This window comes from Amycolatopsis sp. NPDC049688, assembly GCF_040674975.1.
GTDB lineage: Bacteria > Actinomycetota > Actinomycetes > Mycobacteriales > Pseudonocardiaceae > Amycolatopsis.
The window spans coordinates 242,745-264,563 of sequence record NZ_JBFANY010000011.1 but is presented as its reverse complement, the minus strand read 5'-3'; the positions used below and the strand labels follow the sequence as shown (position 1 = coordinate 264,563).

The 21,819-nt window shown below is 71.1% G+C and carries 19 protein-coding genes; 14 read left to right on the top strand and 5 right to left on the bottom strand.

Features of this window, described 5'->3' with window-relative positions:
- Nucleotides 1-42: 42 nt before the first annotated feature.
- The 3 genes from AB0J55_RS31030 (at nucleotide 43) to AB0J55_RS31020 (ending at nucleotide 3,556) form a co-directional block, all read left to right on the top strand.
- Nucleotides 43-960 (top strand): cation diffusion facilitator family transporter, encoded by a 918-nt coding sequence (locus tag AB0J55_RS31030; RefSeq protein ID WP_364256279.1) that lies wholly within the window; start codon nucleotides 43-45, stop codon nucleotides 958-960.
- Nucleotides 961-1,058: 98 nt separating this feature from the next.
- Complete coding sequence (locus AB0J55_RS31025) at nucleotides 1,059-2,579, top strand: amino acid permease (RefSeq protein WP_364256276.1); 1,521 nt, start codon at nucleotides 1,059-1,061, stop codon at nucleotides 2,577-2,579.
- Between the two features lie 272 nt (nucleotides 2,580-2,851).
- Nucleotides 2,852-3,556, top strand: a complete 705-nt coding sequence (locus AB0J55_RS31020) for an LPXTG cell wall anchor domain-containing protein (protein WP_364256273.1) — start codon at nucleotides 2,852-2,854, stop codon at nucleotides 3,554-3,556.
- 51 nt (nucleotides 3,557-3,607) lie between these two features.
- On the opposite strand, the gene AB0J55_RS31015 is transcribed toward AB0J55_RS31020, so the two are convergent.
- On the bottom strand, nucleotides 3,608-5,863 hold the full coding sequence (locus tag AB0J55_RS31015; RefSeq protein ID WP_364256270.1) for a hypothetical protein: 2,256 nt from the start codon (nucleotides 5,861-5,863) through the stop codon (nucleotides 3,608-3,610).
- Nucleotides 5,864-5,955: 92 nt separating this feature from the next.
- Between AB0J55_RS31015 and ahcY the strand changes: the two genes are divergently transcribed.
- Nucleotides 5,956-7,428, top strand: a complete 1,473-nt coding sequence (gene ahcY / locus AB0J55_RS31010) for an adenosylhomocysteinase (protein WP_364256267.1) — start codon at nucleotides 5,956-5,958, stop codon at nucleotides 7,426-7,428.
- Nucleotides 7,429-7,732: 304 nt separating this feature from the next.
- On the opposite strand, the gene AB0J55_RS31005 is transcribed toward ahcY, so the two are convergent.
- Nucleotides 7,733-8,731: a hypothetical protein gene (locus AB0J55_RS31005; protein ID WP_003085563.1), complete on the bottom strand. Its 999-nt coding sequence runs from the start codon at nucleotides 8,729-8,731 to the stop codon at nucleotides 7,733-7,735.
- A 247-nt stretch (nucleotides 8,732-8,978) separates the two neighbouring features.
- Between AB0J55_RS31005 and AB0J55_RS31000 the strand changes: the two genes are divergently transcribed.
- The 3 genes from AB0J55_RS31000 to AB0J55_RS30990 all read left to right on the top strand — a co-directional run bounded on the left by AB0J55_RS31000 (nucleotide 8,979) and on the right by AB0J55_RS30990 (nucleotide 11,015).
- Nucleotides 8,979-9,554 carry a papain-like cysteine protease family protein gene (locus AB0J55_RS31000; RefSeq protein WP_364256264.1) on the top strand — a complete coding sequence of 192 codons (576 nt, stop codon included), beginning with the start codon at nucleotides 8,979-8,981 and terminating at the stop codon, nucleotides 9,552-9,554.
- A complete protein-coding gene (locus tag AB0J55_RS30995) occupies nucleotides 9,551-10,300 on the top strand; it encodes a hypothetical protein (RefSeq protein ID WP_364256261.1) in 750 nt (249 codons plus the stop codon). Before AB0J55_RS31000 ends, AB0J55_RS30995 begins: the two co-directional genes overlap by 4 nt.
- Nucleotides 10,301-10,382: 82 nt before the next feature.
- The gene (locus AB0J55_RS30990; protein ID WP_364256334.1) at nucleotides 10,383-11,015 is read left to right on the top strand and encodes a dTMP kinase; all 633 of its coding nucleotides are present in this window, start codon (nucleotides 10,383-10,385) and stop codon (nucleotides 11,013-11,015) included.
- Here AB0J55_RS30990 and solA read toward each other — a convergent pair.
- A complete protein-coding gene (solA, locus tag AB0J55_RS30985) occupies nucleotides 11,004-12,134 on the bottom strand; it encodes an N-methyl-L-tryptophan oxidase (protein WP_364256258.1) in 1,131 nt (376 codons plus the stop codon). The two genes, AB0J55_RS30990 and solA, sit on opposite strands and share 12 nt — an antisense overlap.
- Before the next feature lie 57 nt (nucleotides 12,135-12,191).
- Nucleotides 12,192-12,641: a hypothetical protein gene (locus AB0J55_RS30980; RefSeq protein WP_364256255.1), complete on the bottom strand. Its 450-nt coding sequence runs from the start codon at nucleotides 12,639-12,641 to the stop codon at nucleotides 12,192-12,194.
- A 64-nt stretch (nucleotides 12,642-12,705) separates the two neighbouring features.
- Between AB0J55_RS30980 and AB0J55_RS30975 the strand changes: the two genes are divergently transcribed.
- Complete coding sequence (locus tag AB0J55_RS30975; RefSeq protein WP_364256252.1) at nucleotides 12,706-13,677, top strand: WYL domain-containing protein; 972 nt, start codon at nucleotides 12,706-12,708, stop codon at nucleotides 13,675-13,677.
- Here AB0J55_RS30975 and AB0J55_RS30970 read toward each other — a convergent pair.
- Nucleotides 13,674-14,459 (bottom strand): IclR family transcriptional regulator, encoded by a 786-nt coding sequence (locus tag AB0J55_RS30970; RefSeq protein WP_364256249.1) that lies wholly within the window; start codon nucleotides 14,457-14,459, stop codon nucleotides 13,674-13,676. The two genes, AB0J55_RS30975 and AB0J55_RS30970, sit on opposite strands and share 4 nt — an antisense overlap.
- A 165-nt stretch (nucleotides 14,460-14,624) precedes the next feature.
- Between AB0J55_RS30970 and AB0J55_RS30965 the strand changes: the two genes are divergently transcribed.
- The 6 genes from AB0J55_RS30965 to raiA all read left to right on the top strand — a co-directional run bounded on the left by AB0J55_RS30965 (nucleotide 14,625) and on the right by raiA (nucleotide 21,676).
- Entirely contained in the window at nucleotides 14,625-14,939 is a 315-nt protein-coding gene (locus AB0J55_RS30965; RefSeq protein WP_364256246.1) for a bifunctional 3-phenylpropionate/cinnamic acid dioxygenase ferredoxin subunit, read from the top strand.
- A gap of 178 nt (nucleotides 14,940-15,117) precedes the next feature.
- Nucleotides 15,118-15,795: an MtrAB system response regulator MtrA gene (gene mtrA, locus AB0J55_RS30960; protein WP_003085616.1), complete on the top strand. Its 678-nt coding sequence runs from the start codon at nucleotides 15,118-15,120 to the stop codon at nucleotides 15,793-15,795.
- Nucleotides 15,796-15,802: 7 nt separating this feature from the next.
- Entirely contained in the window at nucleotides 15,803-17,527 is a 1,725-nt protein-coding gene (gene mtrB, locus AB0J55_RS30955) for an MtrAB system histidine kinase MtrB (protein WP_364256242.1), read from the top strand.
- A gap of 59 nt (nucleotides 17,528-17,586) precedes the next feature.
- Entirely contained in the window at nucleotides 17,587-19,296 is a 1,710-nt protein-coding gene (locus AB0J55_RS30950; RefSeq protein ID WP_364256239.1) for an LpqB family beta-propeller domain-containing protein, read from the top strand.
- A 70-nt stretch (nucleotides 19,297-19,366) separates the two neighbouring features.
- The gene (locus AB0J55_RS30945) at nucleotides 19,367-20,224 is read left to right on the top strand and encodes a ComF family protein (RefSeq protein WP_364256331.1); all 858 of its coding nucleotides are present in this window, start codon (nucleotides 19,367-19,369) and stop codon (nucleotides 20,222-20,224) included.
- 765 nt (nucleotides 20,225-20,989) lie between these two features.
- Nucleotides 20,990-21,676, top strand: coding sequence for a ribosome-associated translation inhibitor RaiA (raiA, locus tag AB0J55_RS30940; RefSeq protein WP_285986086.1), 687 nt, complete (start codon nucleotides 20,990-20,992; stop codon nucleotides 21,674-21,676).
- Nucleotides 21,677-21,819: the final 143 nt, after the last annotated feature.

Genomic DNA, 21,819 nt, shown 5'->3' with positions numbered 1-21,819 from the left:
GCTCCAAACCGGCAATTCGGGAACGTCGGCAGGGGAGCGCTCGTGTCAGCTGGAGGCGGAACCAAGGCGATCATCGCGGCACTCGGCGCGAACGCCGGGATCGCGGCGGCGAAGTTCGTCGGCTTCCTCGTCACCGGGTCGTCGTCGATGCTGGCCGAGTCCGTGCACTCGCTGGCCGACACGACCAACCAGGGTCTGCTCCTGCTCGGCCAGAAGACGTCGAAGCGGGAAGCCGACCAGGAGCACCCCTTCGGCTACGGCCGTGACCGGTACTTCTACTCGTTCATCGTCGCCCTGATGCTGTTCACCCTGGGCTCCGCCTTCGCCTTCTACGAGGGCATCCACAAGATCGGCCACCCGGAGCCCCTGGAATCGCCGATCGTCGCCGTGATCATCCTCCTCGTCGCGGTCTGCCTGGAGGGCTACAGCTTCTACACCGCCGTCGGCGAGTCGAAGAAGATCAAGGGCGACGCGACCTGGTGGGGGTTCATCCGCCAGGCCAAGGAGCCCGAGCTGCCGGTGGTCCTGCTCGAAGACGCCGGTGCGCTGCTCGGCCTCGTCTTCGCGCTGCTCGGCGTCGGGCTGTCGGTGATCACGGACGACCCGGTCTGGGACGGCGTCGGCACCCTCGCGATCGGCGCCCTGCTCGGCGTCATCGCGATCATCCTCATCATCGAGATGAAGAGCCTGCTCATCGGCGAAGGCGCCACCGAAGGCGTGCTCGCGACGATCGTCGACGAACTCGCCGCGGGCAAGGTCGAGCGGGTCATCCACATCCGCACCCAGTACCTGGGCCCCGACGAGCTGCTCGTCGCGGCGAAGCTGGCCATGGTGCCGGGCCTCGACACCGCCGAGGTGGCGGCGGCCATCGACGACGCCGAGGCGCGCGTGCGCGCCAAGGTGCCGGTCGCGAAGCTGATCTACCTCGAACCGGACCTCGACCGCAGCCTCGCGCGGTAGGTCAAGATCCACTTCCGGCCCTTCGGCCAGCCGTCACCGGCTTGACCCGATAGGGTGACCTACTGCGATACATGCAGGCCAGCCGCAGGAGGTCAACGGTGCCCGGAACGGGATTGTGGCGCACTAAATCGATCGAACAGTCCATTAAGGACACCGATGAGCCGGAGACCAAACTCCGGCGCAACCTCGGTGCGTGGGACCTCACGGTCTTCGGTGTCGCCGTCGTCATCGGCGCCGGCATCTTCACGCTGACCGCGCGCACCGCGGGCGACTACGCCGGGCCGTCGGTCTCGCTGGCCTTCGTGTTCGCCGCGATCGCCTGCGCGCTGGCGGCGCTGTGCTACGCGGAATTCGCCTCGACCGTGCCGGTCGCGGGCAGCGCGTACACGTTCTCCTACGCCACCTTCGGCGAATTCATGGCGTGGATCATCGGCTGGGACCTGATCCTCGAGCTCGCGGTCGGCGCGGCCGCGGTGTCCAAGGGCTGGTCGGTGTACCTCGAAACGGTGCTCGGCTACCTGTTCGGCAAGGGCACCAAGACGACGTTCGACATCGGGAGCGTGACCGTCGACTGGGGCGCGCTGCTCGTCGTGGCGATCCTGACGACGCTGCTGGCCGTCGGGACGAAGCTGTCGTCGCGGGTGTCCATGGTGATCACCGGGATCAAGGTCGCCGTGGTGCTGTTCGTGATCATCCTCGGCCTCTTCTACGTCAAGGGCGCCAACTACACGCCGTACATCCCGCCGGGCGAGACCGGCGGGGCCGGCCAGACCGGCATCGACCAGTCGCTGTTCTCGCTGATCGCGGGCGGCGCGAGCAGCTCGTTCGGCGTCTTCGGCCTGCTGGCCGGCGCCTCGCTGGTGTTCTTCGCCTTCATCGGCTTCGACATCGTCGCGACCACCGCCGAGGAGACCCGGAACCCGCAGAAGGCCGTCCCGCGCGGGATCATGGGGTCGCTGGCCATCGTGACCGTGCTGTACGTCGCCGTCTCGCTCGTGGTCGTCGGCATGACGTCGTACAAGGACCTCGCGACCAAGGCGGGCGACGGCAGCCACAAGACCCTCGCCACGGCGTTCTCCGCGAACGGCGTCGACTGGGCGGCCAACATCATCTCCTTCGGCGCGCTGGCCGGGCTGACCACCGTCGTGATGGTGCTGATGCTGGGCCAGGTCCGGATCATCTTCGCCATGTCGCGCGACGGCCTGATGCCGCGCGGGCTGGCGAAGACGGGTGAGCACGGCACGCCGATGCGCGCGACGCTCATCGTCGGCGGGCTAGTCGCGGTCGCGGCCGGGTTCTTCCCGGCGGACAAGCTCGAAGAGATGGTCAACGTCGGCACGCTGTTCGCGTTCGTCCTCGTTTCGGCCGGGGTGCTGGTGCTGCGGCGAACGCGGCCCGACCTCCCCCGCGCGTTCAAGGTCCCGCTGGTGCCGCTGATCCCGGTCCTGGCCATCCTCGCCTGCCTGTGGCTGATGCTGAACCTGACCGTGCTGACCTGGCTGCGGTTCCTCGCCTGGATGGTGCTGGGCGTGGTGTTCTACTTCGCCTACAGCCGCCGGCATTCGCTGCTCGGCAGGCGGCAGGCGGGCGGCCTCGACGAACCGGTCAAGGCACCCTGACTTTCGCCGAAAAAGCCCTGCCCATCTGGATCCCCAGGTCGGCAGGGCTTTTTCCGTTTGGTTGCGTAACGCGAGGTTACGGCTTGATCAAGAGGATCTTGCGATTCGTGCGCAAAGGGGGACCCCCGGTAAGGGGCGCAGTGACGTGCGATACCTTTCGAGCCTCCGTGTGCCACTGACGGGTGAATTACAGCCGCGTGATTCCCACATGCAGTGGCACAGCGATCCCCCGAATTTGCCGTTCTTCCCCCGTTCGGTACAGGAGACACTCAATGCGCAGACGTACCTTCCGCGGTGCTGTGGCCGTCATGGCGCTCACCACCGCCGCCCTGATGGGAACCGCCGGTGCCGCGTTCGCGTGCGTGCCCGGTGACGACCGCGCGACGGGCACCGTGGGCAACGCCACCAAGTGCTCGGACATCGGTCTCGGCAAGGCCATCGACGTGAGCGACCAGCTCCAGGTCACCGGCGGCACCTCGAAGGACCAGTACCTGACGGTCACCGGCGTGGCCAAGGGCGTCACGGTCGCCGCCATCGTCGTCAAGGGCGGCAACGAGTACAACACCTACGTGCCGGGCAAGAAGGGCCTCTCGGCCACCCCGCCGTGGGAGAAGCTGCACGCCCCGATGGTCGGCAAGAACTTCCAGAACGTCCCGGCGATCAGCCACTGGTTCGCCTGCGGCGCCAAGACGGACACCCCGCCGACCTCCACCGTGACGGCGCCGCCGACCCGGCCGACGAAGCCGACCGAGACCACCAAGCCGAGCGCCCCGGCGACCTCGGAAACCTCGGTCTCGCCGACCAGCTCCACCACCGCTCCGGCCGCCGTCCCGGCGGGCAACGAGTCGGGCACCGGTGGCGGCCTGGCCAACACCGGTTTCGACAACAGCTGGCTGATCTGGGTCGGCGGCCTGCTGCTCGTCGCCGGTGGCGGCCTGCTCGCGCTGCTGAAGTTCCGCCGCAAGGCTTCCGAGTGAAGCTGAGCTAGTTCCCGGTCGAAGGCCCCTCGCTCCGCGCGCGAGGGGCCTTCACCGTTTCGGGGGGAAGTCCCCGAAGAGCGAGCCCTGCTCGCCCCAGGACGGCTTGCCGAGGCCGGCGGCCATCGCGACGGCGTGGTCCCATTCGGCGTCGACGACGTAGTCCTGGTGCTTGAGCACGCCCGGCGCCCAACGGTGCCGCCCGGTCGGGCCGCGCTGCGGATCCGGCAGCCAGTGGTCGCCGCCGAGGATCAGGACGCCGTTGGCGTCGGCCGTCGCCGACACCGGGCCGAAGCCGCCCTCGGGGAGGAACCCGACGCCGTGCAGCCGCCGGTCGGCGACCGAGTGCCGCCACGTCGTCACGCCGCCGCCGAAGATGTCGGTGCCGCGGCACAGGGCCCGCCACCGGCCGTCGAGGTCGGCGAAGAGCCGCTCCAGCGCCTCCTGCGGCAGCAGCGCCGGGAACGCGCGCTGGTAGCCCCACTGCAGCGGGGAGCCGGCCGTCAGCACACCGACGCGTTCGAGGTCCGCCGCGGGCAGCTCGGCGGCCAGCCGGGCGGCGGCCATGAGCGTGAGCAGGCTGCCGAGGTTGTAGCCGGAGAGCACCACGCGCGTCCCGGGATCGGCGAGGTGCTCGCGCGCCCGCGCGGCCAGCTCCGGGACGACCTTGAGCGCGTAGCACGGCGGCACCGTCGGGTGCGCCGCCCGCGGCCAGAAGCAGACGAGGTCGGCCAGCGCGCCGAGGTGGCGGCTGCGCTGCGGGGTGCGCGCGGCCGTGTAAACGACCCGGAGCAGGCCCGCGGCCAGCGCGCCGAGGGCGACCACGCCGATCGCGGACAGCGGGCCGAACCAGCCCGGCACCAGCCCGAACCCGAACCGCAGCACGAGCAGGGCCGCGCCACCCGCGGACATCGCCGACGCCACCGCGAGCGCCAGGTGGTGCAGGTGCCGCCGCTCCCACGCCGACCGCGCCCACGCCGCCGCGGCCTGCGCCTCCTGACGGCGGTCGTGCTCCATCAGCTCGACGATCTCCGGGATGCCGCGCCGCAGCCGGCGCAGCGGGACGGCGACCGCGAAACCCAGCACGCCGAGCACCGCGGCCAGTGCCAGCCCGGCGCCCCACAGGACGGTGACCAGCAGGTACGTGGTCGGCACCTGCAGGTGTTCCGCGCCGGAGAGGCGGCGGAGGGCTTCGGCGAGGCCGGCGCCGAAGCCGCCGCCCAGCAGCCCGGCCAGCGCGAGCACCGGCGCCGCCGCCCAGCCGCCCATCCACGGCCGCAGCCGCTGCGGCTTGTGCTGCCAGCCGGGCCGGGCCAGCAGCGCGGCCGGCGCGAGGAACAGCGCGAACAGCACGGTGACGGCGACCAGGGCGGCGCCGAGCCCTTCGACGACGCCGTTCGTGCCCGGCAGCGGGCCCGAGCCCGGCCTGAGCCGGACGGCGGCCACGACCACGAGCAGGGTGGCGAAGGCGAGCACGCCCGGGCGGGCGAACCGGCCGGTGTCGACGCCGATCGCGGCGGCCACGACGGTGGCGAGCACCACGGCCAGCGTGATGATCCAGAGGACGAGGTCCACGGTGGGGCCCGGCACCCGGAACGGGCCGCCGAGCAGCAGCAACGCGACCGACGCCAGCGCCGCGACGGTGTGCAGGCAGCGCAGCGCCGGCGTCTCCGGGTCCGCGCGCATCCGCAGCGGCCCGCCGGTGAGGTCGCCGTCGGCGTGCACCGCCCAGGTCGCGCTGGAAATCCGGTGCAGGACGAAGATCACGGCGAGCAGCGGCAGCACGCCGACGGCGATCCGCGCGGGCACCGAGCGGAGCACGTCGGGCACCGCGGGCAGGCAGCCCGAGCCGGGCGCGAGGCACTGCGCGGCGAACAGGTCGAGCGCGATCGCCGCGAGCTGGCCCATCAGCAGCATCGTCAGCAGCAGGGCGCCGACGCGCAGCAGGCCGCGGCACACGGTCGCGAGACCGCGCGCGAGCCGGCGGTCCGGGACCGGCGGCAGCATCCAGAAGGCGACGTTGGCCAGGGAGAACGGGAACAGCAGCGCCCAGGTGGCCTTCGCGGCGCCGCCGGAGGTCATGCCGTGCCACAGGTAGCCTTCGAGCGTCCGCGGGATCGACCGGCCCAGCGCCGGCAGCACCGGCCCGGGCGCCGGGCGGCGCAGCCGGTCCGCCGGGCGGACCACCCGGCCCAGCCCGTCACCGGCGACGTCGACGGTCGAAACGGCGTCGAGGAGCGTCTCCCCGCTGGTGCCCACGAGGCCGGCGACGCGGATTTCCACGACGCGGGTGTCGGGGCCGGGCATGGCCACGGTAAGGGCCTCCTAACACTTCTAGGGACAGTCGAGCGGACAACGGTAGTGTTCGTGTGTCATCGAGTCTTGGAGGAATCGCCACTATGACCCCCGAAAGCGTTGCCAAGCGGCACGAGACCCGCAACGGCATCGAGTTCGCCGTCGCCGACCTCGATGCCGCCGAGTTCGGCCGCAAGGAGATCCGCCTCGCCGAGCACGAGATGCCCGGACTGATGGCGCTGCGCCGCGAATACGCGGAGGTCTACCCGCTGCGCGGGGCGCGCGTCTCCGGCTCGCTGCACATGACGGTGCAGACCGCGGTGCTGATCGAGACGCTGGTGGCGCTGGGCGCGGAGGTGCGCTGGGCCTCCTGCAACATCTTCTCGACGCAGGACCACGCGGCCGCCGCGGTCGTCGTCGGCCCGCACGGCACGACCCAGGAGCCCAAGGGCGTCCCGGTCTTCGCGTGGAAGGGCGAGTCGCTCGAGGAGTACTGGTGGTGCACCGAGCGGATGCTCACCTGGGACGGCGAGGGCCCGAACATGATCCTCGACGACGGCGGTGACGCCACGATGCTGGTGCACAAGGGCACCGAGTTCGAGAAGACGGGTGTCGTGCCGACGCCGGACGAGAACACCTCGGACGAGTTCCGCGTGTTCCTCGAGCTGCTGCGCGCATCGGTGGCGGCGGACACCGGCAAGTGGACGAAGATCGGCGAGGGCATCCGCGGCGTCACCGAGGAGACCACGACCGGCGTCCTGCGCCTCTACCAGCTGGCGGCGGCGGGCGAGCTGCTGTTCCCGGCGATCAACGTCAACGACGCGGTGACGAAGTCGAAGTTCGACAACCGCTACGGCATCCGCCACTCCCTGATCGACGGCATCAACCGCGGCACGGACGTCCTGATCGGCGGCAAGGTCGCGGTGGTCTGCGGCTACGGCGACGTCGGCAAGGGCGCGGCGGAGTCGCTGCGCGGCCAGGGCGCGCGCGTGATCGTGACGGAGATCGACCCGATCTGCGCGCTGCAGGCGGCGATGGACGGCTACCAGGTTCGCACGCTGGAGAACGCGCTGCCGGAGGCCGACATCGTCATCACGACGACCGGCAACAAGGACGTCGTGCTGGTCGAGCACATGGCGAAGATGAAGCACCAGGCGATCCTGGGCAACATCGGCCACTTCGACAACGAGCTCGACATGGCCGGGCTGGCCCGCTACCCGGGCATCCGTCGCGTGAACATCAAGCCGCAGGTCGACGAGTGGGTGTTCCCGAACGGCAACACGATCATCGTGCTGTCGGAGGGCCGCCTGCTGAACCTGGGCAACGCGACCGGGCACCCGTCCTTCGTGATGTCGAACAGCTTCTCCAACCAGGTGATCGCGCAGATCGAGCTGTTCACCAAGCACGAGGAGTACGACAACGAGGTCTTCCGCCTCCCGAAGAAGCTCGACGAAAAGGTGGCGAAGATCCACCTGGACGCTCTCGGCGGTGAGCTGACGAAGCTGACCAAGGAGCAGGCGGAGTACATCGACGTGGACGTCGAGGGCCCGTTCAAGCCGGAGCACTACCGGTACTGAGTTCTCGCTGGTCAGGGCCGCCCCGAAAGTGTTCGGGGCGGCCCAGTACGCGGCGGAGAACAAAGCGGACCGCAAAAGCCGTGCCGCCGCCGAGGCAACCAGTCGCCGCACCCCGGCGAAGCTCAAGTCCTGCGCCGAACACCGCGGCCACCGAGCGACCGTGTCGACCCTTCAATCACGTGTGTCGACCTCCGGATCACGTGTGTCGACCCTTCCGGCCCAGCAGTCGTCAGGTCGGCCGTGATCCGAGGGGCGACACGTGTGATTGGCGAGTCGACACGCGTGATCCGAGGGTCGACACGCTTCAGTTCCACTCCACGGCGACCCCGGCCAGCCCTGGCCCGGCATCACTGAAGAACGCGCTGCTCACCCCGCCCATGTCGCACGCCAGTTCCTCCGCGACCACCGGCAGCGCGTCGTCCCGGGCCCGGACCTGCCGGGTGCACCGGGCCGGCAGGGCGTTCCGGTCGAACCGCAGCTGGACCAGGTAACTCGCGCACCGGTCCCGGAGCATCCGGTAGTACCCCGGCGACGCCGATCCCGAGTCGTCGCGGACCTCGAAGCAGAACACGTGGATGTCGCCCTCGGCGAGCTTGCGGTCGAACAGCAGCTCCGTCGCCATCGTGTCCGCGTCCGGGTTGCGGCGCATCCTGCCGACCCGGCAGCCCTCGTCCGTGATCAGCTCGACGTCGTCGATGCGGCAGCCCGGGTCGCCGTTGTACACCGTCAGGTACCGGTCCGGGCCGTGGCGGCGGGCCCGCGTCACCAGGCGGGTGCGCAGGCTGACCTGGCGGTGTTCCGCGTCGAACGTGATCGTGTCGTGGACCGACAGCAGCTCGAGGTCGGCGTTGTAGTGGTTCGACGACGGGTACGCGCCCAGCTCGGCCAGCAGGTCCTCGACGATCGAACCCATGTCGCCGGACCGCAGGTCGTGGAACGACGCCGCCGGCTGGTGGCCGCGGCGGACCAGGCGGGGGCCGATCAGCACCACCAGGGCGTCCGCCGGCAGCTGGAGGACCGATTCCAGGGCCCGGACCGCCGGCAGCGCCTTCGGCACCTCGGGCTGGCGCAGGCCGCGTTGCCAGTAACTCAGCGTCGACTGTCCGATTTGGACTCCGCGCAGCGCGAGGTGCGCCCGCAGCCGGGCCAGCGAGAGCCCCCGATAGGCGATCGCCAGCCGGAGGGCGTGGTGGAACTCACCGGTGCGGAGCGCCTCGGTCAGCTCTTTGGGCAGTTCGGCGACCGATGCCCGGGTCGTGCGGGCGCCATCGATGATCAGTGGGAGGTTCCCGTCTTGTGCCACCGCTCGTCCCTTCACCCGACCAGTGTGTGCGCTGGGCGTGAACACCGCGGAACGTTCACGTTAGCAGCGTAGAGTGGACGTGCCGACCCCCGTTCAGGGTGGTTGGCCTCGTTGAGGTGACTGTTCCGCGTTCCGGCTGTGCCCCGGAACGGTCCGTTCCGCCGGATGGCGTTCTTGCTCCTTGTGACGGCGTTGTTCACCGTTGTGACCACCGCGGGTTCGCCCACTCCTCCGCAGGAGGCCGTCTGTGCTGGTGAAGTCGAGCCAGGTTCACGCCGTACTGGCCTTGAGCCTGCTGTTGTGCCTGGTCGCGCCGGTCACCGCCGGAGCCGCGCCCGGAGTGCCTTCGACGTACCGGAACCGGATCGTGCTGCAGCTCCAGCAGAAGAACCAGTGGTGCTGGGCGAGTTCGGGCGCCACCATCGCCGCCTACCACGGCCTCGCCGTCAGCCAGACGCAGTTCTGTCAGCTCGCTCACAGTGAGTCCGGCGCGGACTGCGCGAACCTCCCGGGCACCCTCGCCGACCCGCAGCGCGCCTTCGCGAAGCTCGGGTTCACTTCGCCGGGCCGATACCTCGACCGGCGGCTCACCTACGCCGACGTCCGGACGCAGACCGCGGCGAACCGGCCGGTCGAGACCCGCGTCGGCTACCGCTCGGGCGGCGGCCACGCCCACGTCCTCTACGGCTACGACACCCGCGGCGACTGGGTGTTCTGGGGTGACCCCGGTCCGGCCAAGCGCTACAACTGGTCGACCTACGGCTACTACACGCACAACTCGTCGTTCACCTGGACGCACACGCTCACCGGGATCGCCCGATGAGCAGGCGGGCGCTCGTGCTCGCCGTGCTGACCGGCGCGGCGCTGCTGATGACGGCTCCGGTGTCAGGCGCGGCCCAGGCCGCCGGCATCAGCAGCGCCGACGCCGTGGCCGCGCACGCCGCAGCCGCCGGGTTCCAGGACGTCCTGGTCGGCTTCTTCGCGCAGGCGCCGGACGCGAAGGGGCCCGTGACGGTCGAAGTCGCCCCCGACGCCTTCCCCGTGTACGAGCTTTCGCCGGACTTCGTCGCGGGCAAGCCCGACGCGGCCCCAGGCGACTTCGCCTACTTCGCGATCCCCGCGCGTGCCTCCGACGGCCGGACCGCGACCCTCTGGTCGGTCCGCGGCTCCGACGGCGCCTGGCAGATCGGCAACATCGCCTCGGGTGACGTCGAGGGTGGGTACGCCCGGAAGCTGCCCGCGGGCGCCCAGCTGCTGCACGAACCGCAGATCGACGCCTGGTACGCGGTCCGCGACGGCCGGGTGACGTCGCTGGCCGACGGCAAGGCGGTCGCCGATTACCAGCGGACCGTCGCGGCCCGCTACGCCGACAAGCTCCCCGGCTCGGCCTACGACCGCAACGGCGAGGCCGGCGGCTACGACGCCACGTCCCAGGTGATGCCCCGCGGCGACGGCGGCCCGGCGCCGGCCGGCCACGACACCGGCTGGGTGCCGCTGCTGATCCTCGTCGGCGTGCTCGCGGTCAGCGGCGCCGGCTACGTGCTCCACCTGCGGCGCAACCCCGCCTAGACGAACCGGCGGGCTCGGCGTCGATCCCTTCCACCGAGCCCGCCGGTCCACCACCGCTAGGGTTTCCCCCGTGGGTCGACTGGTGGTCATCGAAGGGCTCGACGGCGCGGGCAAGCGCACGCTGGCCGACGGGCTGACGGCGCAGCTGGGCGCGAAGGGCGCGAGCGTGGCGTCGCTGGCGTTCCCGCGCTACGGCAAGAGCGTGCACGCGGACCTCGTCCGCGAAGCGCTGCACCGCGGGCACGGCGACCTCGCCGACTCGGTCTACGGCATGGCCATGCTCTACGCGCTGGACCGCAGCGGCGCCGCGGACGAGATCCGCGCGCTGCGGGACGCGCACGACGTCGTCCTGCTCGACCGGTACGTCGCTTCCAACGCCGCGTACGCGGCCGCGCGGCTGCAGCAGGACGCCGACGGCGAAGTCGTGAAGTGGGTGTGGGAGCTGGAGATCGACCGCTTCGGCCTGCCCCGCCCCGACGCGCACCTGCTCCTGCGCGTCGCGCCGGCGGTCGCGGCCGAGCGCGCCGAACGTCGTGCGGAGACCGAGACCGGCCGCGAGCGCGACGCCTTCGAGACCGACGACGGCCTGCAGCGGCGCTGCGCGGCTGTCTACGACGGGCTCGCCGCGGCCGGCTGGCTGGCGCCGTGGCACGTGCTGGACGGCGTCGCGGGCGTCGACCTCGAAGCGCTGGCGACGTCGCTGCTAGGCCAGTAGCCGGGCCGGGTCGAACTGCGCGATCGGGTGCGCCGTCGCGCCGTCGACCACCAGGTCGGCGACGATTTCGCCGATGACAGGGGCGAACTTGAAGCCGTGGCCGGAGAACCCGCAGGCGAGCACCACCCGCTCGTGCGCCGGGTGCGGGGCGAGCACGAAGCTTTCGTCGGCCGTGTCGGTGTACATGCACGTCGCGGCCCGGAGGAACGCGCCGGGCAGCGTCGGGAGGTGCCGCTTCAGGACGGACGCGATCTCGTGGACCTCCTCGCCCGACACGGTCCGGTCGATGCCGTCGGGGGTGCACGTCCGGCCGCCGCTGTCGAACGCGACCTTCACGCCGTCCGCGGGCGCGTTGTGCGCCGGGAAGCCGTAGAACGTGTAGCCGTCCGTTTCCCAGATGTAGACGGGGTGGTCCCGGAACGGCGCGATCCCGCCGGACGGCGCGAACCAGTACTGCACCTGCCGCCGGACCGTGAAGGCGACCCCGAAATCGAGCAGCACCTCGGCGGCCCACGCGCCGGGGCACAGCACCAGGCGATCGGCCGTGTAGTAGCTGTGCGACGTCCCGACGCGCACCCCGCCGGCCATCGTGCTCCAGGTGAACACCTTCTCTTCGTGGTGCAGTTCGGCGCCGCACCGCGCGGCGAGCTGCAGGTGCGCGGCGACGGTGCCTTCGGGGGACACGAGCCCGGCGCCCGGCTCGTACAGCGCGACTTCGTCCGGCGACGGCGTCATGGTCGGGAACCGGCGGCGGATCCCCGGCGCGTCGAGGAGTTCGTGCGGAATGCCGAACGCCCGGGCCGACGCCGTGCTGCCGGTGATCGTGCGGGAATCCGCCGTGCCGACCATGAGGCCGCCGCACCGGGTGAACAGCCGCCGCCCGCTGTCGCGTTCGAGGCCGTCCCACAGTTCGTGGGCCCGCAGCAGCAGCGGCACGTACTCGGGCCCTTCGAGGTACGCCTGGCGGGTGATCCGCGAACCGCCGTGGCTCGACCCGCGGTTGTGCACCGGCGCGAACTGGTCGATGCCCAGCACCCGCTGCCCGCGCTGCGCGAGCCGGTACGCCGCGGCGCTGCCCATCCCGCCGAGCCCGACGACGATCACGTCGTAGTGCGTCATGGCACCCTTCCGCAGTTGCGTCTTCGGCAACAACGTGCGTGGTGCGCGACGCAAATGTCAAGCGCGGGCGAACTCCATGACCCAGTTGGCCTCCCAGGTCCGCCCGCCGTCGGCGGAGAACTCCTGCTCCCACCGCGGGGTGGCCGTTTCGACGCCCGTCCAGGCGTAGTGCACCTTGATCGGCGCGCCGTCGTGGGTGTCGTCGCCGTGGAAGTCGCCGCGGCCGCCCTCGAAACGGCCGACGACCGGCGGCTGGAGCACCCCGGTCCGGCTGCTGGCCCAGTACAGCGACCATTCCGCGCGCTCGACGTCGAAGAGCCGGAGGGTGCAACCGCGGAAGCCGAGGGTCGGGAAGGCGATCTCGTCCACGTTGCCGCCGCCTTCGAAGAGGGACCAGCAGGTCGACGTGCCGGGGAAGACCGTCCAGTCGTCGCTGCCGGTCAGGGGCTTGGTGAGCCGCCGGTTCGTCACGGTCCAGGAGCCGATGAAGAAGTCGAAGTCGTTCATGACGGCCATCCTGGGGCGCCACCACTGACACCTTCTGTCAGTGGTGTCCGGCAGACTTCGCCGGGTGCGCGCGAGCCGGCTGGTGTCCCTGCTGTTGCTGCTGCAGAACCGCGGGCGGATGAGCGCCGCGCGGCTGGCGGCGGAGCTCGGCGTGACCGCGCGAACCGTCTACCGGGACGTCGAAGCACTGGCGGCTTCGGGAGTCCCGATCTACGCCGAGGGCGGCCCGAACGGCGGCTACCAGCTGATGGACGGCTACCGGACCCGGCTGACCGGCCTGACCGAGGGCGAGGCCGGGTCGCTGTTCCTCACCGGGCTGCCGCAGCCGGCCGCCGAGCTGGGCCTGGGCGCCCAGGTGGCCGCGGCCGAGCTCAAGCTGATGGCGGCGCTGCCGACGCCGTACCGCGACGCGTCGGTGCGGATCCGGCAGCGGTTCCACCTCGACGCGCCCGGCTGGTACCGCGAGGCGGACCCGGTGCCGCAGCTGCTCGCGGCCGCGGAAGCGCTGTGGCAGGACCGGGTCGTCGAGATCCGGTACCGCCGCTGGTCGCCGTCGCCCGGGGTCGTGACGCGGCGGCTGCACCCGCTCGGCCTGGTCCTCAAGGCCGGCGTCTGGTACCTCGTGGCCGCCGGCCCGCAGCCGCGGACCTACCGCGTCGGCAACATCGAGGAGCTGCGCGCGCTCGACGAGCACTTCACCCGGCCGGCCGGTTTCGAACTGGCGGAGTTCTGGCGCGAACACGTCGGACGGTACGAGGAAAGCGAATCCGGCGAGACGGCTCTCGTGCGGCTCTCCCCGGCCGGAATCGCCGCGCTGCCCGACATCCTCGGCCCGCGGGCGGCGCGGCTCGCGGCACGCACGCTCGAACCCGCGGACGCGGAAGGCTGGCAGCGCGCGGAAATCCCGCTGGAAAGCGTGCCCCACGCGGCCGCCGGGCTGCTGCGGCTCGGCGCGGACGCACAGGTGCTCGCGCCCGCGGAACTGGTGGCGCACATGGGATCCACGATCCGCGCGATGGCGCGGCTGTACCCCTAGTCCCGGAAGTACCCCAGCTGCGCGGAAAGCTCGTCCGCCGCCTCCGTCATCGGCTTCACGATCTGCTTCACGCGCTGCTTCGAAAGCCGGTACGACGGCCCGGAAGCGCTCATCGCGGCGACGACTTCCCCGCCCGGGCCGTGGATCGGCACCGCGACGGCGTGCATGCCGAGTTCGAGTTCCTCGTAGCAGGCCGCGTAGCCGTCTTCGAGGACCCGGTCCAATTCGGTCAGCAGCTCGTCCGGCTCGACCGTCGTGCGCGGGGTGTACCGCTCCAGTTTCCGCTTCAGCACCCGCTTGCGCTCGGTCTCGCCCATGTAGGCCAGCAGGACCTTGCCGCTGGAGGTCGCGTGCAGCGGCGTGCGCTGGCCGGTCCAGTTCTGGGTGGTGATCGCGGCCGAGCCGCGGGCCTGGCTGATGTTGATGGCCACGCCGTCGTCGGCGATCGCGATGTTCACCGTCTCGCCCAGTTCCTCGGCCAGCGCCAGGCAGCTGGCCCGGCCCAGTTTCGCCAGGTCCATCCGGCCGGTCGCGGCGCCGGCCAGCCGGACGACGCCGAAGCCGATGGCGTACTTCCCGCGTTCGCCGAGCTGCTCGACCAGGCCTCTGGTCTCCAGGACGCTCAGCAGCCGCGACGCCGTCGACTTGTGGACGCCCAGCTCGCCCGCGATCTCGGTGATGCCGGTTTCGCCGTTGCGCGCGAGCAGCTCCAGCACGCTGATGGCCCGGTCGACCGACTGCACCTGGCTCTGAGTTGCGTTGCCCGGGTCCTGGTTCCGCATGGCGCAACAGTATCCGTTTCGCCGTGTTCCTATCGGCTGAGTGGGCGAATCCCTTGACGGGGACACCGTCCGACCCGGATTGTTGCGCAAGAGGCAGAGCGTCTCGCAATGCGCAACTTTCACGTACCGTCCCGGCATCCTGTCAGTCGTTCTCCGGAGGCCCCGATGATCCGAGCCTGCGCCGTCGCCGACCTGCCCGCAGGAGAGGCACTCCGCCTCGACGGCGCCGCCCCGATCGCGGTGTTCCACACCGAGGACGGTTTCTTCGCCGTCGACGACACCTGCACGCACCAGGACGCTTCGCTCGCCGACGGCTGGCTCGAAGGCTGCTTCGTCGAATGTCCGCTGCACGCTTCGCAGTTCGACCTGCGCACCGGCGTGCCCACCTGCCTGCCGGCGAAGAAACCGCTGCGGACGTACGGCGTGGTCGTGACCGACGGCGTCGTGTACGTCGACGCGCCCGTCCCGGCCGTTCCCTGAACTTCCCTCACAGGTCCGTGAGGGCCGCGGCGGGGGACTCCGAGCCCCTCGGCGCGGCCCTCGCGGACCGTCCACCGGCACCCGGATGGAGCAGGACGGGGCCGCGATCTTGATCTTTCTGGTGGTCAAACACGCGGGTCGTGCGTGCGGGCGCCGGAACAAGTGCGAATATGTGGACATGAAGGCACGTGTTCTCGTGGTCGACGACGACCCCGCCCTCGCGGAGATGCTCACCATCGTGCTCCGTGGGGAGGGGTTCGACACGGCGGTGGTCGCCGACGGCTCACGCGCGCTGCCCGCGCTGCGTGAGCTGAAGCCCGACCTCGTCCTGCTCGACCTGATGCTGCCCGGGATGAACGGGATCGACGTCTGCAAGGCGATCCGCGGCGAGTCCGGGGTGCCGATCGTCATGCTCACCGCCAAGAGCGACACCGTGGACATCGTCCTCGGCCTGGAGTCCGGCGCGGACGACTACGTCGTCAAGCCGTTCAAGCCGAAGGAACTGGTCGCGCGGGTCCGGGCCCGGATGCGCCGCACCGAGGCCGAGCCCGCGGAGTCGCTCACCATCGGCGACCTGGCGATCGACGTGCCGGGCCACGAGGTCACCCGCGAGGGCAAGGCCATCCCGCTGACGCCGCTGGAGTTCGACCTGCTGGTGGCGCTGGCCCGCAAGCCGCGCCAGGTGTTCACCCGCGAGGTGCTGCTGGAGCAGGTGTGGGGCTACCGCCACGCCGCCGACACCCGGCTGGTGAACGTGCACGTCCAGCGGCTGCGGTCCAAGGTCGAGAAGGACCCCGAACACCCCGAGGTGGTGTTGACCGTTCGCGGTGTCGGGTACAAGGCCGGCCCGCCGTGATCAGTCGATGACGACTCCCGCGGCCGGCAGACGGCTCCCCGCGTTCGCGCGTTCGACGGCACGCCTGGTGCGGCGTGTCGTCGTTTTCGCGCGCCGCCGGGCGGTCGCGTTCAACGAGCTGTGGAAGCACTCGCTGCAGTTCCGCGTGACGGTGTCGACGCTGGCGCTGTCGTCGGCCGTGGTCTTCGTGCTGGGCATGGTGCTGCAGAACCAGATCACCGAGCGGCTGCTCGACACCAAGCGCGACGCGGCGATCGCGCAGACCCGCGCGGCCGCGGACACCGCGGCCGGTGAGCTGGTCGGCCTCGGCTCCGAGACCGACGAGGCGCTGACGAACCGGCTCGAGAACGCGCTGAAGAAGATCGCGATCACCCCGACCAGCCAGGACGCGGCCGGCTCGGCGGCGGGCACGTTCGTCCCGGTGCTCGCCAGCGGCGGCCGCAACCAGTCCGGCGACGTGGCGTCGGCGGGCCCGTTCGGGAACGTGCCGCCGCGGCTGCGCCAGTTCGTCGAAGCCGACCAGACGAGCTGGCTCGAGCACACCGTCACCGACGCCGGCGGCGGCCGCACGACGTACCTGATCGTCGGCACGCCGCTGAACACCGTGGCCAGCCCGCTGCAGCTGTACCTGCTGTTCCCGCTGACCACCGAGCAGAACACCGTCTCGACCGTGCAGAACACGCTGCTGGTCGGCGGGCTCGTGCTGCTGCTTCTGCTGGCCGGCATCACGAACCTGGTGACGCGGCAGGTGGTGCGGCCGGTCCGCCAGGCCGCGGCGGCGGCCGAGCAGTTCGCCGGCGGCGACCTCGACCAGCGGCTCGCCGTGCTCGGCGAGGACGACCTGGCGAAGCTCGCGGTGTCCTACAACGAGATGGCCGCCAGCATCCAGCGCCAGATCCGCCAGCTCGAGGAGTTCGGCGGCCTGCAGCGCCGGTTCACCTCCGACGTCTCGCACGAGCTGCGCACCCCGCTGACCACCGTCCGGATGGCCGCGGACGTGCTGCACGCGTCCCGCGAGCAGTTCCCGGCCGGGCTCGCGCGGTCGACGGAGCTGCTGGTCGACGAACTCGACCGGTTCGAAGCGCTGCTCGGCGACCTGCTGGAGATCAGCCGGCTCGACGCCGGTGTGGAGGAGCTGGCCGCGGAGTTCATCGACGTCCGCCCGATCGCCACCCGCGCGGTCGAGCAGGTGCGGGTGATCGCCGGCAACGCGGGCAGCTCGGTCGAGCTCGTGCTGCCCGAGGACGAGGTGATCGCCGAGGTCGACGCCCGCCGCGTCGAGCGGATCCTGCGCAACCTGCTGGCCAACGCCGTCGACCACAGCGAGGGCAAGCCGGTGGTGCTGACCGTCGGGGCGAACGAGACGGCGGTCGCGATCACGGTCCGGGACCACGGCGTCGGCCTGCGGCCGGGCGAGGCGGACCTGGTGTTCAACCGGTTCTGGCGCGCCGACCCGTCGCGCAACCGCCGCACCGGCGGCACCGGGCTCGGCCTGGCGATCAGCCAGGAGGACGCGCGCCTGCACGGCGGCGAGCTCGACGCCTGGGGCGAGCCCGGCCACGGCGCCTGCTTCCGGCTCCTGCTGCCGCGTTCCCAGGACGTGCCCGCCGGCGACCCGCCGCTGACCCTGCCGCCGCCGGACCGCTTCGCGACCGAGGTGCCGCTGGGGATCATCGACGTCACGGCGGCGCCGGAGGCGATCTTCGCGGAACGTGAGGGAATCGGTCAGTGATGCAACGCGCTTTTCGGGGGTCCGGGTGGCGAAGCCCCCGGCCCGGGGCGAAGTCCCGGTTGTCACGGCTGTTGCTGTCGGTGCTGTGTTTCGTGCTGGTCGCGGGCTGTGCGAACGTGCCGCTGGAATCGCAGCCGCAGGTGGTCCCCGGCGAGCGTCAGGGCCAGAGCTCCGGTGACGTGGTGCCGGAGCCGCCGCCGGGCATCGACCCGCTGTCGCTCGTCCGCGCGTTCGTCGGGGCGACGCTCAAGCCGGGCCAGAACAACGCTGCCGCCCGCGCCTACCTGGACGAGCAGGGCCGGCTGGGCTGGCGGCCGAGCCGCACCTTGACGATCATCCAGGACACCTTCGGCACGGTCTACGACACGAACCCGCCGCCCGACCCGAACACGCAGGTCGTCACCGTGCGCGGGGTCGACATCGGCTCGCTGGACCAGAACAGCGCGTTCGTGCCGGACCACAGCTCGGCGATGCTCCAGGTGAAGGTGCGCAAGCAGGCGAACGGCCAGTGGCGGATCGTCGACCCGCCCCCCGACCTGTACGCGACCGAGTCCGACTTCAGCGAGAACTACACCCCGGTCCCGATCAGCTTCTACTCGGAGTCGTCGAACACCTTCGTGCCGGATCGGCGGTACGTGGTCGCGAAACCGCAGTCCGGGCTGCCGGGGCGGGTGATGGACCTGCTGGTCAGCGGGCCGTCGACGAGCCTGGCCGGCGCGGTGAAGAACCTGCTCGGCGAGCCGATCGAGATCGACACGAACGTCAAGAGCCTCGACGACGGGACGCTGGTGGTGCCGCTGACCGGCCTCACCGGGGTGCCGGACGACATCCGGAACCTGATCGCGGCGCAGATCGTGCTGTCGCTGCAGTACGTCACGTCGGCGCGGATCCGCATCCTCGCCGACGGCGCCCCGCTGGTGCCGAACCACCCGGACTGGCGGCTGAACGAGCTGCCGGCGTACGGCGCGTCGCTGTCGATCGGCCAGGATCTCCTGGGCCTGATGACGGTGGGCGGCCGGGTCCGGTCGCTGGGCGACGGCGCCCCGGTGCCGGGGCCGGCGGGCAACGGCGGGTACGACGTGGTGAGCGCGGCCCAGTCGATCGACGGCAAGCGCCTGGCGGTGGTGGAGCGCAGCGACGGCGGGGTCCGCCTGAGAATCGGCGACCTCGGCCACGATCTGGCGCTGACGACGTTGAGCGGAAGCTCCTTGACCCGCCCGACGTGGCGCCCGGCGACGGGCGAGGTGTGGACGGTGGTCGACGAGCTGACGGTGTGCCGGATGGTCCTCGATCCGAACGGCCACTGGACGGCATTGCAGGTCAACGCCACGGACCTGACCCAGCAGGGCGGCGTGACGGAGCTCCGCTTCTCCCGCGACGGCGCCCGCGTGGCGGCGGTGATCAAGGGCGAGCTGTGGGTGGCCTCGGTGGTCGTCAACGGCGACTCGGTGTCCCTGCGCGAGCCGCGCCACCTCCAGCAGCACGAGCTGGAGGACGTGGTCGACGTGGACTGGGTGGCGCAGGACGGCCTGGTGGCGGTGACGAAGTCCCCGTCCCAGCCGGTGGTCCGCGTGACGGTGGACGGCCAGCGGATGGACGCGTTCAACAGCAGCAACCTGACCCCGACGGTCCACGGCGTGACGGCGGCCCCCAGCCGCCCGATCGTGGTGGCGGACGCGAACGGCCTGTGGACGGCATCGGTGCTGGGGGAGGTGTGGCGCCCGCAAAGCCACACGATGAAGGACGCGGATCCGTTCTACCCGGGCTGATTGTTTCGCTCGTGTGGGTGACGCCGGGGCGGCCGAAACTGTCGGTGCCGGTCGCGACACTGTCCGTGTGCTGAAGAGACTGATCGATCTGCTGATCCCGGCCCGCTGCGCGGCGTGCGGAGCGCGCGGGGAGCCGTGTTGTGCGCGGTGCGAGGGTGTGTGGGGCGCGGCCAGGGAAGTGGTGCGCGGGCCGGTGGTGGGTGTGGTGCGGGTGTTCGCGCTGGCCCGGTACCGGGGGGTGGGACGGAAGCTGCTGATCGCTTACAAGGAGCGGGGGCGGCGGGATTTGGCGCCGTCGCTGGGGAGGGTACTGGCGGAGGCGCTTGTCGAGCTGCCGCTGGGTGTGGATGGGGCGGCTGTTCCGGTGAGGCGGGACGGCGATCCGGCCCCGGCCAGCCAGGAATTGGCTGCGCGGGCCCGGGGGATCGGGTCGGAGCCGGTGTCCGGTCGCCGGTCGGCTGCGGAGGTTCGGGCGGTGCCGCCGGTTTCGCCTCGGGCGATCGGCCCGGTGTCCAGCCGCGGGTTGGCCGCGCAGGTTCAGGCACCCACCGTCAGGCGTGCGTTGTGCCTGGTCCCGGCCCCCAGCCGTCGCTCGGCGGCACGGGTGCGGGGAGGCCCCCACGTCGAGCGCCTGGCAAACGCCGCGGCAAGCGTCCTGGCGGCCCGCGGCATCGAGGCGACGGTGGCCCCGGCCCTCGAACTGACCGGCGGCGCCCGCGACGCAGTCGGCCTGAACCGCGAGCAACGCATCGCCAACCTCACCGGCCGCCTGCGGTTCCGCGAAGCGGGGCGTCCGCCACCCGGAATTCCGATCGTGGTGCTGGACGACGTGGTCACCACCGGAGCCACGGCGGCCGCCTGCGCCCGCGCGCTGGCGGCGGAGGGCTTTACGGTCTCCGCCGTCCTGACCCTGCTCGCAGCCGGCTGAACCGGGCGGGCCTTCCGAAGCCAGGGAAGGGGGTGATCCATACCCACCACTGTGGCCCCTCGCCGGGAGATGTGCACGCCGGCTGATCGTGCACGAGGTTCGAGCTGCCGCCGTGGCCCGGAATTCCCGTGGTACCGGTTCCGCTCCCGCCCTCGCAAGATCTCCGGCCGGCTGATCCCCACCCAGGTCGGGCGCCGAATCCACACCGGCCCGCGCGCCCGGGTGACTCGACATCACCTACACGAGTGACTTCACGCGGGAACGCGAACCGGCCCGCGCCCGTTGTCCGGGCATGAGGGTGCCGATCACGATCACTCGGCCGCCACACCACTCCACCGGAGTGGCGGCTGCGGGAGACGGGGCTGTCACCCTCGGCGTCCACGAAGAGACAGCGGTGCGCCGTCCGTGTGAAAGCACGGTGATCGCGCCGCGTCCGACCGGCGGGTGTTTTGCGGTGCCCACTTCGCGATCATTGCGTGCGGTGATCGATTCCCATCTCCTGACATCCCCCGGCTCGGGGGCTGTTGTAACGGGCGTGAGGAAGCTAACGTGCTCCGCAATCAGCAATCCCCGCAGGCAGGGAGGTGACGAGCCCATGTCCCTGGCGCCGGAGGTGCGCTGAGTCCGCGCTCGGTCACCGGAACGAGACGTCGTCCACCGTTTCCGAGTTCCTTCTCAGCCCGCGATCCGGGCTTACGTCCCCGCAATACCGGCGCCGTGTGTGAACACAACAGCTCGCAGTCATCTCAGCGAGGGAGGTCGTGTATGGACATCGTCGTTAAGGGCCGCAACGTGGAGGTGCCCGACCACTACCGGGCACTCGTCAGCGAAAAGCTGGCCCGCCTCGAGCGCTACGACAGGAAAGTCATCCGGTACGACGTGGAACTGTTCCACGAACCCAACCGGCGCCAGGCCAAGAGCTGCCAGCGCGTCGAAATCACCGGAAAGGGGCGAGGCCCGGCCGTACGCGCCGAAGCGTGTGCCGCCGACTTCTACGCGGCGCTCGATTCCGCAGTCACGAAGCTCGAAAACCGGCTGCGGAGGACACACGACCGGAGGCGCGTTCACTACGGGCGCAGCCGCCCGGAATCGGTCGCGGAAGCGACCTCGGCACTGCCGGGTGGTGGATCCCCGGCCGCAGCCAGTCCCGCCGCGCGTACCGCGGTGTTGGACGCACCCGAAGCCGAACCGCAGACGAACGGCTTCGCGAGTGCCGAAGAATTCCACCTGCCCCAGCAGCAGAGCTGGGCCGACGACGACCTGGGTCACCAGCCCGGTCGCGTCGTTCGCGAGAAGCAGCACACCGCGGAACCGATGACGGTGGACCAGGCTCTCTACGAGATGGAGCTGGTCGGCCACGACTTCTACCTCTTCAACGACTCCGAAGCGGGCCGGCCCAGCGTGGTCTACCGGCGGAAAGGCTTCGACTACGGCGTGATCCGGCTCGGCTGAGCCGGGGTCAAGGGAGGTCAGCCGGAGGGTCCGCACGCGCTCGCGTGCGGACCCCCCCCCAGACTAAAAACAATTTAAGCGCCCGGCCGCGCGGGGATAATTGTGTAAATGTGGAAGGCGTGGGGGAAAGAAGGGCCCCCATA